This window comes from Streptomyces sp. NPDC042201 (assembly GCF_055582185.1).
The window spans coordinates 356664-372051 of sequence record NZ_JBVJDS010000006.1; the positions used below are offsets into that span (position 1 = coordinate 356664).

Annotated in this window: 15 protein-coding genes; 9 read left to right on the forward strand and 6 right to left on the reverse strand. The window is 70.6% G+C overall.

What is annotated here, in order from left to right; genetic code table 11:
• Positions 1–11: 11 nt before the first annotated feature.
• From ACZ6MZ_RS17490 to ACZ6MZ_RS17500, 3 genes are all read right to left on the reverse strand, one after another.
• Positions 12–785: an SDR family NAD(P)-dependent oxidoreductase gene (locus ACZ6MZ_RS17490; protein ID WP_389791901.1), complete on the reverse strand. Its 774-nt coding sequence runs from the start codon at positions 783–785 to the stop codon at positions 12–14.
• A 68-nt stretch (positions 786–853) separates the two neighbouring features.
• Entirely contained in the window at positions 854–1900 is a 1047-nt protein-coding gene (locus tag ACZ6MZ_RS17495; protein WP_469352731.1) for a PrsW family intramembrane metalloprotease, read from the reverse strand.
• The gene (locus tag ACZ6MZ_RS17500) at positions 1897–2508 is read right to left on the reverse strand and encodes a hypothetical protein (RefSeq protein WP_469352732.1); all 612 of its coding nucleotides are present in this window, start codon (positions 2506–2508) and stop codon (positions 1897–1899) included. Before ACZ6MZ_RS17500 ends, ACZ6MZ_RS17495 begins: the two co-directional genes overlap by 4 nt.
• Positions 2509–2692: 184 nt before the next feature.
• Here ACZ6MZ_RS17500 and ACZ6MZ_RS17505 point away from each other — a divergent pair, with 184 nt between their 5' ends.
• From ACZ6MZ_RS17505 to ACZ6MZ_RS17525, 5 genes are all read left to right on the forward strand, one after another.
• Positions 2693–4012: an ATP-grasp domain-containing protein gene (locus ACZ6MZ_RS17505; RefSeq protein ID WP_389791907.1), complete on the forward strand. Its 1320-nt coding sequence runs from the start codon at positions 2693–2695 to the stop codon at positions 4010–4012.
• On the forward strand, positions 4012–6096 hold the full coding sequence (locus tag ACZ6MZ_RS17510; RefSeq protein WP_469352734.1) for a CocE/NonD family hydrolase: 2085 nt from the start codon (positions 4012–4014) through the stop codon (positions 6094–6096). Before ACZ6MZ_RS17505 ends, ACZ6MZ_RS17510 begins: the two co-directional genes overlap by 1 nt.
• A gap of 292 nt (positions 6097–6388) precedes the next feature.
• A complete protein-coding gene (locus tag ACZ6MZ_RS17515) occupies positions 6389–7030 on the forward strand; it encodes a ScbR family autoregulator-binding transcription factor (RefSeq protein ID WP_469352735.1) in 642 nt (213 codons plus the stop codon).
• A gap of 3 nt (positions 7031–7033) precedes the next feature.
• Positions 7034–7888, forward strand: coding sequence for an NAD(P)H-binding protein (locus tag ACZ6MZ_RS17520; protein WP_469352737.1), 855 nt, complete (start codon positions 7034–7036; stop codon positions 7886–7888).
• A 171-nt stretch (positions 7889–8059) separates the two neighbouring features.
• Complete coding sequence (locus tag ACZ6MZ_RS17525; protein ID WP_469352739.1) at positions 8060–8437, forward strand: nuclear transport factor 2 family protein; 378 nt, start codon at positions 8060–8062, stop codon at positions 8435–8437.
• A gap of 31 nt (positions 8438–8468) precedes the next feature.
• Here the strand turns inward: ACZ6MZ_RS17525 and ACZ6MZ_RS17530 are convergent, their stop codons facing one another.
• Positions 8469–9089, reverse strand: coding sequence for a DinB family protein (locus ACZ6MZ_RS17530; RefSeq protein ID WP_469352740.1), 621 nt, complete (start codon positions 9087–9089; stop codon positions 8469–8471).
• Between the two features lie 176 nt (positions 9090–9265).
• Between ACZ6MZ_RS17530 and ACZ6MZ_RS17535 the strand changes: the two genes are divergently transcribed.
• The 3 genes from ACZ6MZ_RS17535 to ACZ6MZ_RS17545 all read left to right on the forward strand — a co-directional run bounded on the left by ACZ6MZ_RS17535 (position 9266) and on the right by ACZ6MZ_RS17545 (position 11871).
• Positions 9266–10054 carry a hypothetical protein gene (locus ACZ6MZ_RS17535; RefSeq protein ID WP_469352741.1) on the forward strand — a complete coding sequence of 263 codons (789 nt, stop codon included), beginning with the start codon at positions 9266–9268 and terminating at the stop codon, positions 10052–10054.
• A gap of 69 nt (positions 10055–10123) precedes the next feature.
• Positions 10124–10750 carry a GNAT family N-acetyltransferase gene (locus tag ACZ6MZ_RS17540; protein WP_469352743.1) on the forward strand — a complete coding sequence of 209 codons (627 nt, stop codon included), beginning with the start codon at positions 10124–10126 and terminating at the stop codon, positions 10748–10750.
• A gap of 89 nt (positions 10751–10839) precedes the next feature.
• Positions 10840–11871 (forward strand): SCO7460 family lipoprotein, encoded by a 1032-nt coding sequence (locus ACZ6MZ_RS17545; RefSeq protein ID WP_469352745.1) that lies wholly within the window; start codon positions 10840–10842, stop codon positions 11869–11871.
• Positions 11872–11916: 45 nt separating this feature from the next.
• Here the strand turns inward: ACZ6MZ_RS17545 and ACZ6MZ_RS17550 are convergent, their stop codons facing one another.
• Complete coding sequence (locus tag ACZ6MZ_RS17550; RefSeq protein ID WP_469352935.1) at positions 11917–12897, reverse strand: aldo/keto reductase; 981 nt, start codon at positions 12895–12897, stop codon at positions 11917–11919.
• 135 nt (positions 12898–13032) lie between these two features.
• A complete protein-coding gene (locus tag ACZ6MZ_RS17555) occupies positions 13033–14571 on the reverse strand; it encodes an FG-GAP repeat protein (RefSeq protein ID WP_469352747.1) in 1539 nt (512 codons plus the stop codon).
• A gap of 207 nt (positions 14572–14778) precedes the next feature.
• Between ACZ6MZ_RS17555 and ACZ6MZ_RS17560 the strand changes: the two genes are divergently transcribed.
• Positions 14779–15372: a DUF1349 domain-containing protein gene (locus ACZ6MZ_RS17560; protein ID WP_469352750.1), complete on the forward strand. Its 594-nt coding sequence runs from the start codon at positions 14779–14781 to the stop codon at positions 15370–15372.
• Positions 15373–15388: the final 16 nt, after the last annotated feature.

A 15388-nucleotide genomic window follows, 5' to 3' on the forward strand; every position in this document is an offset into this window, starting at 1 on the left:
GTGACGGGCTCTCAGAGCACGGTGTAGCCGCCGTCCACCGGCAGGACCGCGCCGGTGACGAAAGAGGCCCGGTCACTGCACAGCCAGGCCGCGGCCTCCGCCACTTCCGCCGGTTCTCCCGTGCGGGGCTGCGGGGTCGACCGGTGCAGCATCTTCTCCGCCTCGGGGTGCCTGGCGAACCACTCCTGGCCGACCTCACTGCGCGTCATCCCGGGCGCGAGGGCATTGACGCGTATCCGCCGGGCCCCGTACTCCGCGGCAGCCGCCCTGCTCAGACCGACCACGGCATGCATCGCCGCGACATAGGCGGCGGAGACCGGGGTGGCCACCAGCCCGGCAACACTGCTGCTGTTCACGATCGAACCGCCTCTGCCGCTCGCGAGCATCGCCGCGATCTGGTGGCGTAAACCGTTCCAGACCCCCCGGACGTTGGTATCCATGATCGCGTCGTACTCGTCGTCCTCCGTCCGGTGCAGCGGGGTCTGGTCGGCCCCCAGTCCCGCGCTGTTGAAGGCGGCGTCCAGTCCGCCGAAGTGGTCCACCGCCGCCTTCACGGCGCGGGCTACATCGCTCGATCTGGTGATATCACCCACCACGTACTCGGCCCGCCCGCCCGCCTGTCTGACGTCCTCGGCGACGGCGGCGAGACGCTCTTCCCGTCGCGCCAGGAGCACCACCGAGGCCCCCTCGCGGGCGAACACCCGCGCGGCGGCGGCGCCGATACCGCTGCTCGCCCCGGTGATGAGGGCGGTCTTGCCAGTGAGCATCAGTGAGTTGGTCGACATGGCCGGATTGTGCCAGTGAGCCGCCGTGTGCGGAGCCTTCTTGAGGTTTTTCCAAGCTGAACAACCGATTAATAGGCGTGACCAGTGCTGTTGGCCGCCTGCTCCTCGACCAGGTCGAGATATTCGGAGGCCCGCGCTTCGGCGGCGGGACGCCGCGGTGGCGGGATCCGCCGCAGAGCCTGCCGCCGGGAGCGGCGGGTGAGCAGATCGGTCGACAGGGCGGTCCGCGGTGACAGCAGAAAGGCGCGAGCCCGCCGCCGCGCGCCGCGCCGCAGGGTGAGGTAGAAGCCCGCGGCGACAAGGAAGTTGACGGCCACTTTGCCGAGGATGCCCGTGACCGAGTTCAGCAGGGGCGCGTCGAAGAGCCAGTGCATGCCCATGGCGGTCAGGACACAGAGGACGGCCGGGACGATCCGTCGGCGCGTCGGGCGGTCGTCGTGGGCGAACAGGAAGCCGATCCCGGTTCCGGCCACGGCAGTCATCGCCCAGTGCGAGCCCAGGCCCGTCAGCACGACCCGGGTGGTGAAGGACTGCGTGACATCGGTACCCCCGTTCACTCCCCCACTGACCAGGATGGAGTTCATCGCGTACGTCCAGTTCTCCACGACCTGGAAACCCAGGCCGGTGAACGCGCCGAGGAAGAACCCGTCGAGCGGGCCGCGGACCAGCCGGCGGGCGCCGAGGGCGATCAGCGCGACGCCGGACGCCTTGAGGAGTTCCTCGTTGAGCGGCGCGGTGAGCGCGGCGGCCCACCGTGAAGCGAAAGAGATGCCGGCGGTCTTGAACCAGATGCCCTGCAGCCCGGTGTTGGCCACGATGGCGCAGCCGGTCGCCGCGGAGGCCCCCCAGGCGACGCCGCTCCAGGCCCAGGCGCGCGGCGGTGACCGGAAGGGCCGCAGGCGTGCCAGAACGCCCACCCCGATCCCGACGGTGATCAGAAGCAGCACAAGGGCCAGCAGCGCGAGGCCGGGGAAGACACGGATGAGCCCGGCGAACTCGAAGATGATCAGCGCGGCGCCCAGCACGCACAGGGCGGCGCACAGCCGGGCGACCGACCGCCGTCTCAGAAATCCGCGCGCCGCCGAGGACGCCGAGGACGCGACGGCCGTCGTCATGACGCCGCCGGCGGAAAGGAGACACTGCGGGCCACGGCCATGGCGTCCGCCAGTGCGCGCGGACCGGTGCCCGGTTCGGCCAGTACGGTGACCTCCACCGCGTAACTCCCGACGGGCGGCAGCCACACGTCGGCCGTTCCGGTGCGGCCGTCCCGGGACAGCGCCCCGGTCAGGCCCTTCGCTCCCGCGGTGCCGGTGACCGGTCGCGCACTGCCCAGCCGGCTGCCGCTGTCCGCGACGGACTGGACCTTGCGCAGGCCGGTCCACAGCTGCCCGGCGTCGGCGGTGCCGGGGAGATCGACGAAGCCGGCGACCAGATCGACGCCGTCGCGGGACAGCGCGTACTGGGAATTCGGGTTGCTCACGGACTTGCTCAGCACCCACCCGGCCCCCACCACCCGCAGCGCGGCGACGTCGTCGCCGGGCCCCAGCACCAGGAGCGCGCCGTCCCGCACGCTCTCTCCGTCGTCCAGGGACCGGTCGATCAGCGGCCAGCCGACCGTCAGGGCGGCCATCAGCAGCAGTACGCCACCGGCCGCCCGCCGGGTCCGCCGGGCCGGCCGGGGCGTTCGCCGGGGTGAGCGCCGGGTGACCGATGGGGAGTCCATTCCCCCACGGTCGGTCAGGGACCGCCCCCACGCAGTGTCAGCGACTCATTCGGGTGGCGGCCGCCCAGGCCCTGTCCGGCGGACAGGACCTAGGCCCTGTCCGGGGGCTGGTGTGAGAACGCGCCGCACGGGCACTCGATATTTTTAAGGACCCCCGACCACTGCGTAAGGAGCACTGCACTCAATGGAATCAAGGGACTCGGTCAACATATTCGTCATGGGACTGGACGATCTCAACAGGGAAACGCTGGAACACGTACCGGGAGCGGAACAGTACCGGTTTCACGCCCTGCTGACGATCGAAGAGCTCCAGAACGGTGACATCGATATCCCTGGTCTGCTCGCCAAGGCGGAGAGCCAGCTGGATGGTTTCGACGGCACCGTCGACGCCATTGTGGGTTACTGGGATTTCCCGGTGAGTTCTCTGGTCCCCATTCTGTGCGAGCGGTACGGCGTGCGCAGCACCAGCCTGGAGTCCATCGTCAAGTGCGAGCACAAATACTGGAGCCGGCTTGAGCAGCGGAAGGTCGTCAGCGAACTTCCCGGCTTCGGAATCGTCGATCTGGACGGCACACCGGAGGTTCCGGAGGGGCTTCGCTTCCCGCTGTGGCTGAAGCCGGTCAAGTCCTTCTCCTCCGATCTGGCGTTCGGAGTGAATGACGAGGAGGAATTCCAGCAGGCCGTGAAGGAGATCCGGGCGGGAATCGGCCGCATCGGCGAGCCCTTCGAGGACGTTCTCGGACATCTGGACATCCCCGCGGAGATAGCCGATGTGGGTGGACAGGCCTGTCTGGCGGAAGAGGCGCTGGCCGGTGTCCAGGTGGCCGTCGAGGGATACGCGTTCAACGGCGAAGTGACCCTGTACGGGGTGCTGGACTCCATCACGTACCCCGACAGCGCCTGCTTCCTGCGCCACCAGTACCCGGCGAGCCTGCCGGACGAGGCCGTCCGGCGGCTGACGGACATCTCCGAGCGGGTGATCCGGCAGATCGGGCTGGATTCGGTGACATTCAGCATTGAATACTTCTACGACCCGGAGACCGGGGACATCAATATCCTGGAAATCAACCCACGGCACTCGCAGTCGCACGCGGAGATGTTCGAGTACGTCGACGGTGTGCCGAACCATCACTGCATGCTGAGCCTCGCGCTCGGGCGTGACCCCAGAATGCCGACGGGGAAGGGATCGTACGAAGTAGCCGCCAAATGGTATTACCGTCGGTTCGAGGACGGCGTCGTGCGGCGCGTACCGAGCGCCGAGGAGATCGAGCGGCTACAGGCGGACATCCCCGGTCTGAAGATTGATATCGTCCCGCGCGAAGGCCAGCGGCTTTCGGACATGACCGATCAGGACAGCTACAGCTATGAACTCGCCCACCTCTTCATCGGCGCACAGAGCGAGGAGGAACTCTGCGCGAAGTACGAACGCTGTGTGGCCTCAATGAACTTCGAGATCACCGACGCGATCACCGACAGCACGACAGAAGGAGATGACGTACGGTAATGCGTTCTGTGACCGACCTGCCCCATCCGGTCAAGGAAGAGCAGCATGTCTGGATCCCGGTCTCCGACGGCACGCGGCTTTCCGCCCGCATATGGCGGCCGGTCTCGTCCGACGACGAACCCGTGCCCGCGGTCCTGGAGTCCATCCCCTACCGCAAACGGGATCTGACCTCCGTCCGTGATTCCATTCATCACCCGTACATGGCCGGACACGGCTATGCCTGCGTACGGCTCGATCTCCGCGGCTCCGGGGAATCCGAGGGCGTGCTTCTCGACGAGTATCTCGACATCGAGCAGCGCGACGCCGAGGACGTCCTCACCTGGCTCGCCGAACAGCCGTGGTGCAACGGGCGGCTGGGCATGATGGGGCTGTCCTGGGGCGCCTTCGGGGCGCTCCAGGTCGCGGCGCGGCGGCCGCCCGGTCTGGAGGCGATCGTCATCGCCTCCTTCACGGACGACCGCTACGCCGACGACATGCACTACATGGGCGGCTGCATGCTGTCCGACAATCTGGCCGAGGCCGGCACGATGTTCGCGTACGCCACCTGCCCGCCCGACCCGGCGCTGGTCGGCGGCCGGTGGCGGGACATGTGGTTCGAGCGGCTGGAGAGCAGCGGGCCCTGGGTGGCCGAGTGGCTGCGCCACCAGCGCCGCGACGACTACTGGCGGCATGCCTCCGTCTGTGAGGACTACGCGGCCGTGGAGTGCGCGGTGCTGGCCTCCAGCGGCTGGGCGGACGGCTACTCCAACGCGGTGACCCGGCTGCTGGAACATCTGGACGTACCGCGCAAGGGGCTGATCGGCCCGTGGTCCCACAAGTTCCCCCATCTGGGGGAACCCGGTCCCGCGATCGGGTATCTGCAGGAGGTCGTGCGCTGGTGGGACCACTGGCTCAAGGACGCCGACAACGGCGCGCTGGACGGCCCCATGCTCCAGACCTGGATGCAGGAGAGCGTGCCGCCGTCGACCTCGTACGAGGAACGGCCGGGCCGCTGGGTGGGCGAGCCGCAGTGGCCCTCACCGCGAATCGAGCGGGTCAGCTATCCGCTGGAGCACCACCGGATCGCCGCGGCGGACGAACGGCCGGGTGAGCCGGTGGCCGAGCCACTGGGCACGGTAGTGGATGAGCCACCGGGAAAGTCCGCCGACGACGCCGTCATGTCGGTCCAGTCGCCCCTGTCCGTGGGGCAGTTCGCCGGGAAGTGGGCCTCGTACAACGCGCCGCCCGACCTCCCCTACGACCAGCGTGAAGAGGACGGCGGCTCCCTGGTCTTCGACAGTGACGAACTCGCCGAGCGGCTGGAGATTCTCGGCGCGCCGTCGGTGGAGCTCGAACTCTCCGTGAGCGAACCCGTCGCGATGGTCGCCGTACGCCTGTCGGACGTGGCCCCCGACGGGCGGGCCACCCGGGTCAGTTACGGGCTGCTCAATCTCACCCGCCGGGACAGTCAGGAGGAGCCCGAGCCGCTCGAACCGGGCCGGCGCTATCGCGTCGAGGTCCAGCTCAACGGGGTGGCACAGGCTTTCCCGCCGGGACACCGGGTCCGGCTGTCGTTGTCGACCTCGTACTGGCCGCTCGCATGGCCGCCGCCGAAGCCGGTCCTGATGCATGTCCACACGGGCCTCAGCTCCCTGAAGCTGCCGGTCCGCCCGCTGGACGGAGCCGACCACGAGGACGTCCGGCCGTTCGGCGAACCGGAAGGCGCTCCGCCGATCGCGACCGACCAGAAGCAGCCGCCCGAGCAGCGCTGGACGGTCTCCCGTGATCTGGTCGGGTACAACTCCGCTCTGGAAATCGTCAAGGACAGCGGAGTCACTCACTACGAGGACATCAATCTCGATGTGGGCCGCCGGGCCTTCGAGCGCTATACGTCGGTGGCCGACGACTTCTCGTCGGTACGGGGTGAGTCCACCTGGACGATGACCTTCAGCCGCGACGGCTGGCAGACACGTACGGTGACCAGCACCGAACTCACCTCCACCGAGGACGAGTTCCTGCTGCATGCCACCCTGGACGCGTACGAGGGATCCCGGCGGGTGTTCTCCCGCAACTGGAGTCTCGCCTTCCGCAGGGATCTCGTCTGACCCGGACCCGTACGAAGGAGACCGGCCGCCCCGTATCCGCCGACCACTCGCCCCGGTCGGCGCCGTCCGGAGAACGTCAGCGCGCCGACTGTCCCGGCAAGCGGCGGTGTATCTAACATCTCGTCCGCCCTGATTACTATGCGCGCGAGGGCTATTCTGCGCTTCGTTGACCACTATAGTACGGGGTGGGCGGTTTGTTTTTTCGCTGTGCCCGGCGCCCGGCCCAAGGGCTCTCCCCCGGGGCTGCGGCGGGGGGCGATTCGGCCAACCCGGGTCCGTAGAAAGGCTTTTCATGGCAACACAGGAGCGCGCCATCAGGACGCGCCTGGCGATCCTGGAGGCGGCGGGCGCGGTCTTCGACGAATACGGCTACGCGTCGACCACCCTCACGATGGTTCTGGAACGCGCTCAGGTCACCAAGGGCGCCCTCTACTTCCACTTCCAGTCGAAGGAGGCCCTGGCCCAGGCCGTCCTGGACGAGCAGGTGCAGCTGGGCGCCGTACCGCCGCAGGCCTGCAAGCTGCAGGAGGTCATCGACATGACCTTCGCCGTCGCCCATCGGCTCCTGGAGAACGCCCTGCTCAGGGGAAGCGTCCGGCTCACGGTGGACCAGGGCGCTCCGCCGGGCGTCGACCACAGCGGCCCCTTCCGCCAATGGCCGGATCATCTGGTCCTGTTGATGGAACAGGCACGCGAGCAGGGTGAGTTGCTGCCGAGTGTGCAGCCGCGTGACACGGCGGAGCTGTTGGTCGGCGCGTTCGCCGGCATCCAGCTGATGTCCCGGGCGCTCACCCGTCGGGAGGATCTCGGGCGCCGGGTCTCCCTGCTGTGGGGGCACATACTGCCCAGCATCGCCGTCCCCGGTCTGATCCCCAGCATCGACACCGCGCCGGACCGAGGGGCGCGCGTGACGGCGGCGAGCTCTACAGTCTGAGCGATGATCCTGCTGACCGGAGTCACCGGCACCGTCGGACGGCTGGTCGCCGAGCGTCTGGCCACCGACGAGCCCGTCCGCCTTCTCTCCCGTGACCCTCGCCGTATCGCCGCCCTCACAGGACCCAGGACCGAGGCCGTGGGCGGCGACTTCGCCGATCCGTCGAGCCTGGCCGCCGCGCTGGCCGGGGTCAGAGCGGCCTTCCTCGTCACGTCCGACCCGCTCTCCCCCGCCCATGACGAGCATTTCGTCGCCGCCGCGCGCTCGGCCGGCGTACGCCACGTGGTGAAGCTCTCCGCGCGGGCGGTGGCCGAGCCGGACGCCACCGATCTGATCACCCGCTGGCAGCGGGACAACGAGGAACTCCTCCGCGCCTCGGGCATCGAATGGACCTTCCTGCGCCCCCGGGCCTTCATGTCCAACACCCTGGGCTGGGCCCGGGCCGTCCGCGACGAGGGCGTGGTGCGTACGGTCAACGGCGCCTCGCCCAACGCCACCGTCGATCCCCGCGACATCGCCGACACCGCCGTACTGTCCCTCACCGGCACCGGTCACGCGGGCCGGGCCTACCCGCTCACCGGCCCCGCCGCGATCAGCTCCGCCGACCAGGTCGCCGTGCTGGCCGGCTTGCTGGAACGGCCCCTGAGGTGCGAGGACATGACGCGGGACCAGGCGTACCGGGGGCTGCTCGCCCGCCATCCGTCTCCCGTGGCCGACGCCCTCATGGAGAGCGCCGTACGCCAGCGGTCCGGCGCCAAGGCCGGGGTGGAACCGACGGTGGAGGCGCTCCTGGGCCGGGCGGCCGGTACGTACCGTGCCTGGGCACACGACCACATCCAGGCCTTCCGCCCCGTCTGAAGATCCCCGGCGGGCTCCCGGCGGGTTCCCGGCGGCCTCCCTTACCTCGCGGGTAATCGACCCCCTCCCGGATGCGCGGCATCGTTGCGGTGACCGGGACTCGGGCGGCGCACTCCGGCCGAGCCCCGGCACCGCACCGATGCACCCGACCCTCGATGGAGGCTGATCACCATGTCCGCACACCGCTACGAGACCGCCGTCACCCGCTACTTCGAGGCGTGGAACGCGGCATCCGCCGAGCAGCGGGCCAAGGCCGTCGCCGCCGCGTGGACCGAAAACGGCAGCTACACCGACCCGCTGGCGGACGTCACCGGCCATGAGGCGCTCGCGGCCGTCATCGCGGGAGCCCAGGAGCAGTTCCCCGGTTTCGAGTTCAGGCCCGCGGGTCCGGTCGACGGGCATCACGACACCGCCCGCTTCAGCTGGGAACTGGTCTCCGTCACCGACGGCTCGGCGCCCGTCGCGGGCTCCGACGTCATCACCCTGGCCAAGGACGGCCGCATCAGCAGCGTGCAGGGCTTCCTGGACCGGGTGCCCGCCGGCTCGTGAGCCGAGGACGGCACGCCCGCCGTGCGGGTCGTCAGCCTTGTCGTGCGCGGTACAGGTCGCGTATCAGGGCGATCTCGGCCCCGTGGTGCAGCAGTTCCTGATTGACCCACCAGACCGTGTCGATGAACGGGTCGTCCGGGTCGCTGCCGTGCGGGTAGGTGCTGTGTCCCACCGTGTCGAGCGCGACGTCGTCGGCGCCGAGCAGGGCGTTCCGCCATGCTGTGGCGCCGGCGTCGAAGGCCGTGACCGCCTCCGCGGCGGCTCCGCTGCTGGCGTAGTCGTCCCGGGTCAGCGTGTGGCTGCCGGCCGTGTGGTCGGCGCGCAGTGTCAGCAGTTCGCCGAGGTGGCTCAAGCGCCACGCGATGGTGGTGAAGGGCGGCGGCGAGGGGTGCGGGGCGGGGGCGGCGTCGCGCCCCCAGTCGCCCCGTCCTGCCAGGAGTGTCGCGCGCGGCCCCGGCCCGTCCGAGCGCCGTCGGACCGACCAGCAGTCGGGCACGGGCTCCCAGCGGTGCTCCTCGTCGGTCATAGCGCCGACCTGGATGTCCGTCCCGTTGCCGCTGTCCATGACCGGGCCGGTCATACGGTCGACGAGGCGTTTGCGCGCGAAGTCGAACTGCTGGAGCAACGGGGCCAGGCGGGGTGGTGTCGTCATGAAACGGCTCCTGCGGCAGGACTGCGGGACGCGGACAGGCGGAGGCAGCGTACAAGCCGCTTCCGGGATTGCCGGATCCCGGCAACCAGCCGCAGGCCCGACGCTGCCGCACTCCGGCCTGTCGCCTGATCAGCGGTGTGTGGCTCAATGCTCCCGGAGCCAAGGGGGGTACGGGGATGGCTGTGCGGACGGCGAAGCAGGTGGGATCGGTCAGGCCCGGGAAGGCGCGGCTGCGTACGGTGGCCTGGGCGCTGCTCGGACTGGTGTTGCTGGCGCTCTCCGCGGCCCCGGGCATTCCGGTCCCCGAGCGGATCGCCGATGAGAAGGCCTTCCTGGCCGCCCGGCCGTGCGGCGGAGAGGAGGCGGCACGGGGCACGGCGGACTGCGTGCGCACGGTCCGTGGGACGGCTCTCTCCGCCGAGCACGTCAAGCGTGGCAAAGCGACGGTCTTCCGCGTACGGCTGCGGGCCCCTGTTCCGGCCCCCGCCGATCGGCCCCTGCACCTCGATTCGTACGGCGAGTTGTCGGAGCTCATCAAGCCGGGCGACGAGGTGGAGGTCACCACCTGGCGGAATGTCCAGGTCGCCGTCAGCCACGACGGGATCAGCGAGACGCTCCCCGGGCTCCCGGACGAGAAGGCCACCATGCTGGCCGGGCTCACGCTGGCCGGTGTCTGGGCGGCGATCCTGGCCTTCATGGCCGCGTTCGGCAGCGCCCGGCGGGCCCGCCGCTCCGCCACCGGCCGCCCCTTCGCACCCCGGGTTCCGTTCGGCCCGATGAAGTGCGTGGGCGTGGTGGCCGCACCGCTCGCCGCGGCCTTCTTCTCCGGCCTCGTCTGGGACGCCTGGACGGCAGTGGTGATGACCGTCGCCCTCTGGGCACTCATAGCGCTCCCGGCCACGATCGCCGCCCTGCGCTGGGACCGCGATCCGCCGGCGGTCCGTCGGCCCGGTGTACCTCGGTGACCAGCCGCTCCGCGAGATCCCGGCGGACCGGCTTGTGGGAGCACGCACGCGACAGGCAGCATTCCTGGCATGCCGCCCACACCCGCCACCGTCCGCGCCTACCGCCCCGAAGACCGCCCCGCCCTCTACGACATCTGCGTACGCACCGCGGACCAGGGCCAGGACTCCCGGCACCTCTACCCGGACCCTGAGCTGATGCCGAGCATCTTCGCCGCGCCCTATGCCGCGCTGGAGCCCGAGCTGACGTTCGTTCTCGACGACGGCCGGGGGCGGGCCGTCGGCTATGTCCTCGGCACCGCCGACACCTCCGCCTTCGTCAAGGCGTTCCGCGATGTCTGGCTCCCGCCGCTGGCCGTCCGCTATCCGGATCCGGCCGGGCCCGCCCGTACGCCGAGCGAGGAAATGATCGCTCTGCTGCACCGGCCCGAGCGGATGGTCCTGCCCGAACTGGCCGGCTATCCCGCGCATCTGCATATCGATCTGCTCCCCGACTGGCAGCGCAAGGGGTACGGCCGTGCGCTGATGCACACGTTTCTCCGCGCCCTGCGGGCCGAGGGAGTCGACGCGGTCCATCTCTCCATGGTCACCGCCAACACGCCCGCCCGTGTCTTCTACGACCGCCTCGGCTTCCACGAGATTCCGGTGCCGGACCCCGGTCCGATTACCTACCTCGGGCGCTCCACCACGGTTGAGTAGCCGTACTCATCCCCCCGCCCCGGCCACCTCCTATCGTCACGGCAGGTCGTCACGGCAGGCGAAGGCCGGGCAGTGAGGGGGAACGGACCATGGCGGGTGCACGCGGAAGACGGCTCCGGGGCGGGCTGACGGGGGCGATGGTGTGCTCGCTCGCCCTGCTGCTCGGCGGATGCGGCGTGCTGAGCACGAAGAACGACCGCAAGCGTGCGGCGGAACTGGCCGAGCGGCAGTACCCCGGCGTCCTCGACGTCGTGTCCGCCCGCACCCTGTTCCCGCAGACCGGCGGATCCGAGGTCTCCTTCTCGGTGGCCGACGACGCCGACGCCGTGGTCCGGCTGCGCATCGACGCCGCGGCGGGCACCTGCGGGCAGCGGGCCTGCGACCGCGCGCTCGACGAGGCCGTCACCCGGGGCAGGTCCCAGGCCGGCGCGCTGCGCCGGATGCGGTCCGCGTTCACGGCCTGCGGATACGAGGCCATCGCCCTGAGCCAGGACCTCGCCACCCCCTGGATCGCGGCGGCGCCCACCAACGCCACGATCACACGGCTGCTCGCCGAGGTCGGCGCGTGTGTACGGCGGTGGTCACCGGCCCGCGACGAGACGGGGACGCCAACGGCCGCGCGTTCGGTGACGGTGAATATCGTCGCCCCCGACCTCGCCCGCGGCCGCCCCGCCGGGAAGCCGTCCTGGCCCACGGCGATGCGGATGACGGACGGCAAACTGCTGGCGGCCCTCTCGGAGCGCCCGTACTACTCCGCGACGTACACGGTGCGGGACGGCACGGTCGACGCGGCCTCCGGCACGGCCTCGGTCTTCCGGCCCTGGGCGTATCAGCGGGCGTTCGCCACGACCGTCCAGGATGCCGTCGGCGGGTGGCTGCACGCCTCGGATCCCCGGGCCGAGGTCCGTACATACCAGGGGTTCTGGCGGCTCGAAACGGGCACGGTCGACCGGTTCCGGGGTTACGTCCTCTTCTGCGACCACCCGGGCGGGGAACGGCCCTGCCTGGGCGACCACGCGGTCGCGGTGACGACCGACCCGAAGGGCAACCCGATCGGGGAGTTCCGGATGATCCGCGACGTACGGGAGGACGGGGGCAGGATCCGTCTCCCGCCGGAGTGACACCGGAAGGACCGGCGCCCGGCCCGGGGCCCGGGTGACCGCCCGTCAGGGTGCGGGCGGAGGCGGCGGCGCGACGTCCCGGTCCCCCGCCGCGATGCCGTGCGGCGCGGCGGCGTCGATCGCCGCCAGGTCCTCGGCGGTCAGTTCGATGGCGGCGGCCTCGGCGTTGTGTTCGAGGTAGGTGCGCCGCTTGGTGCCGGGGATGGGCACGACCCGCTGGGCCATCAGCCAGGCCAGCGTCAGCTGCGTGGGGGTGATGCCCTTGGTATCGGCGAGCTCGGTGACCTTGTGCACGACGGCCAGGTTCGCGGCGATGTTCTCCTCGGAGAACCGGGGCAGACCTCGGCGGGCGTCGTCCGGGGCCAGATCGTCGGTGCGGGTGATCTTCCCGGACAGGAAGCCGCGGCCCAGCGGGGAGAACGCGACGAATCCGATGCCCAGTTCCCGCACGGTCTCCAGTACGCCGTTGTGCTCCACGTCCCGGGTGAAGAGGGAGTACTCCGACTGCAGCGCCGTCAGCGGATGGACCGCGTGGGCCCGGCGGATGAGCTCGGGGCTCGCTTCCGAGACTCCGAGGTAGCGGACCTTGCCCGCCCGGACCATCTCGCTCATGGCGCCGATGCTCTCCTCGATCGGCACCTGCGGATCCACGCGGTGCAGATAGTAGAGGTCGATGACGTCCGTGCCGAGGTGCTTCAGGGAGCGGTCCACCGCCCGGTGCGCGTACGCGGCGCTGCCGTTGTGCCCGTGAGCCGTTCCGTCGTCGTCGAACTCGATGGCGAACTTGGTCGCGATCGTGATCTCGGCGCGGCGCTTTCCGAGGGCGCGTCCGATCAGTTTCTCGTTCTCGAACGGGCCGTACGCCTCGGCCGTGTCGATATGGGTGACCCCGATGTCGACGGCCCGGTTGAGCGTGGCGATGGCTTCCGCTTCGTTCCGCGGGCCGTACCAGACGCTCATGCCCATGGCGCCCAGGCCCTCGGCGGAGACGGAGAGGCCCTGAGATCCGAGTGTCACGGTTTTCACTGAGCTCATGTGTCCAGCCTCCACCCTGGAGCGCGCTCCAGGGCAGACGGACACGGCGCGGGTCGCAAAAGACACCGCGGACCGGCGGGCCGCCCCCGAGCGGGCCCGCCGGTCCGGGCAGGGAAACGCGCGGCGTCAGTCGTCGATCACCGCGCCGTAGAGCGCGTCCGTGAACGGGGCGCCGAGCGAACCGCCGCCGTACGACCATGAGCCGGTGGCGGTGACTCCGCCGGAGCCCGCCGAGAGGACCCACACCACGCCGTCATCGGTGTTCTCGCCGGGCGCCGCGGCCAGCAGGCCGAACTTCCCGTCGCGGTTCGGGTCCACCAGCCGGACCTGGCCACCGAACCGGTCACCCTTCTCGGCCGTGCCGGGGACATCCGCCGTGTCCTGGTTGAAGTCCTTGGCCCTGACCGTGGTCAGACCGCCCGGCGAACCGCGCAGCACCCATACGGCGCCCGCGTCCACGACCGGGCCGATGTCCTCGCCCGGGGCTCCGACGGCCAGATCGGCGTATCCGTCGCCGTCCGTGTCACCGAGCGAGAGATCCGAGCCCCAGCCGTCGCCGCGCTCGGAGGCTCCGGCCACGCCCGGCGAGTCCTGGGTCCAGTACTGCGGCGGGGTGCCGGGGCCCTCGGTCCCCGCAGGGCCCTCCCCACCGCCGTAGTAGACGCCGACGAGACCGCCGGTGAGCGTCTCGCCGCCGTCGTCCGGGCTCTTCGGCTCGCCCGTGACCAGGTCGTCGTACCCGTCGCCGTTCAGATCGCCGGAGGCGGCGACCGGACCGCCGCGCAGCTCCCGGCCGAGGCGCAGTCCTTCGGCGCCGCCGGCCCAGTGGACCGACCAGCCGTGGCCGGGCTCCTCGCCGGTGCTGAGACCGGAGACGACGAGGTCGGCGTAGCCGTTGTTGTCGTAGTCCCCGGTGGTGAGGGAGGTGGGCAGGATGTCCTCGCCGGCCGCTGCCGCGGTGGAACGGCCGGAGCCCGCGAACGCGCCGACGTCCGTACGGACGGTCCGCGGCCGGAAGCCATCCGTACGGGCCGTCCCGCCCTTCCCGGCGGCCCCGGCCGACCCGAACAGATACAGCCCCAGATCGTTCCGGTCGAGTACGGCCAGCAGGTCGCCCGGCGTGTCGGCGGTGAAGCGGGCGGCGGCGAGCCCGGCGCCGAATTTCTTTCCGGCAGTGGGCCGGCCGGCTTCCAGCCACTGGCTGGACGCCCCCGCGAGGCCCTTGGGCGAGCCCCAGAGGATCACGATGCCGCCCGCGTCGGCGACCGTACCGATGTCCTCGCCGGGGATGCCCACGACGGCGTCGTCGTAGCCGTCACTGTCGAGGTCACCGGAGGCCAGCGCCTTGCCGAACCCGTCACCGGCCTCCGCTGCGCCGGAGACGCCCGGGGAGTCCTGATGGATGACCGCCCGGCTGCTGGTGGTGATGCCCTTGGCCGAGCCGTACTGCACGGTCACATATCCGGCGCCGCGCCGGCCCGCGACCGTCGCGCCCGGGGCGCCGGTGAGGACGTCCTCGTAGCCGTCGCCGTTGAAGTCGGTGTTGCGGTCGTCGGCATGGGTGCCGCCCGGGGTGCCCGCCTGGGCCGCGGGCGCCGCGGTGACGGCCACGCCTGCCAGCAGGAACGAGGCCGCCGCGACAGCGGCGATACGGTTCTTGCGCACGAAAACGGCTCCTTTGACGAGGAATGCCGGGCTGGTGCGGGGGTGAGGGGAAAGCGCCCGTTCTTTCCGGTGCAGGGTTGGACCCGGGACGGGGCTCAAGGGTTGTAGGGGATGCCGGGGACGATACGGAGGCTGTTCATCCGTCACCTCATGCGTGGGCGCAGGTCATGGCAGTCTGGGCGGAGACCGCCGACACGAGGAGACAGCATGGGCGAGAGCGCCGCCGGCACGGAGTCATGTCTTGGCTTCACCGACTGGACCTGGCTCAATCCGCCCACCCGCTGGGCCGCGTCCGACGCCGCGCTGGAGGTCACGACGGAGCCGGACACCGATTTCTGGGTGACCACGCACTACGGCTTCGTACGGGACACGGGACACGCCCTGCTGCGGCCCGTGCCCGGCGGCTTCCGGCTGCGTGCCACCTTCGCCGGCGACTATCGCGAACAGTACGACCAGGCGGGGCTGTTGCTGCGGCTCGACGAGAAGAACTGGATCAAGACCGGCATCGAGTACGTCGACGGCCGGCAGCAGCTCAGCGCCGTCGTCACCCGCGAGGTGTCCGACTGGAACGTCGTACCGCTCGCTCACCTCACGGACACCCCGGCGCCGGTGACCGTCGAGATACGGCGCGAGGGCGACACCGTCACGATCCTCTACGGTCTCGGCGGCGACCCGGAGACGATGCTGCGGCTCGCGTACTTTCCGCCGGACCTGACGGCGCAGGCCGGTCCGATGTGCGCCTCACCCGACGGGAAGGGCTTCACGGCCCGGTTCACGGGGCTGAGTCTCGAACTTCCCTGAGCCCCGGCGGACGCCC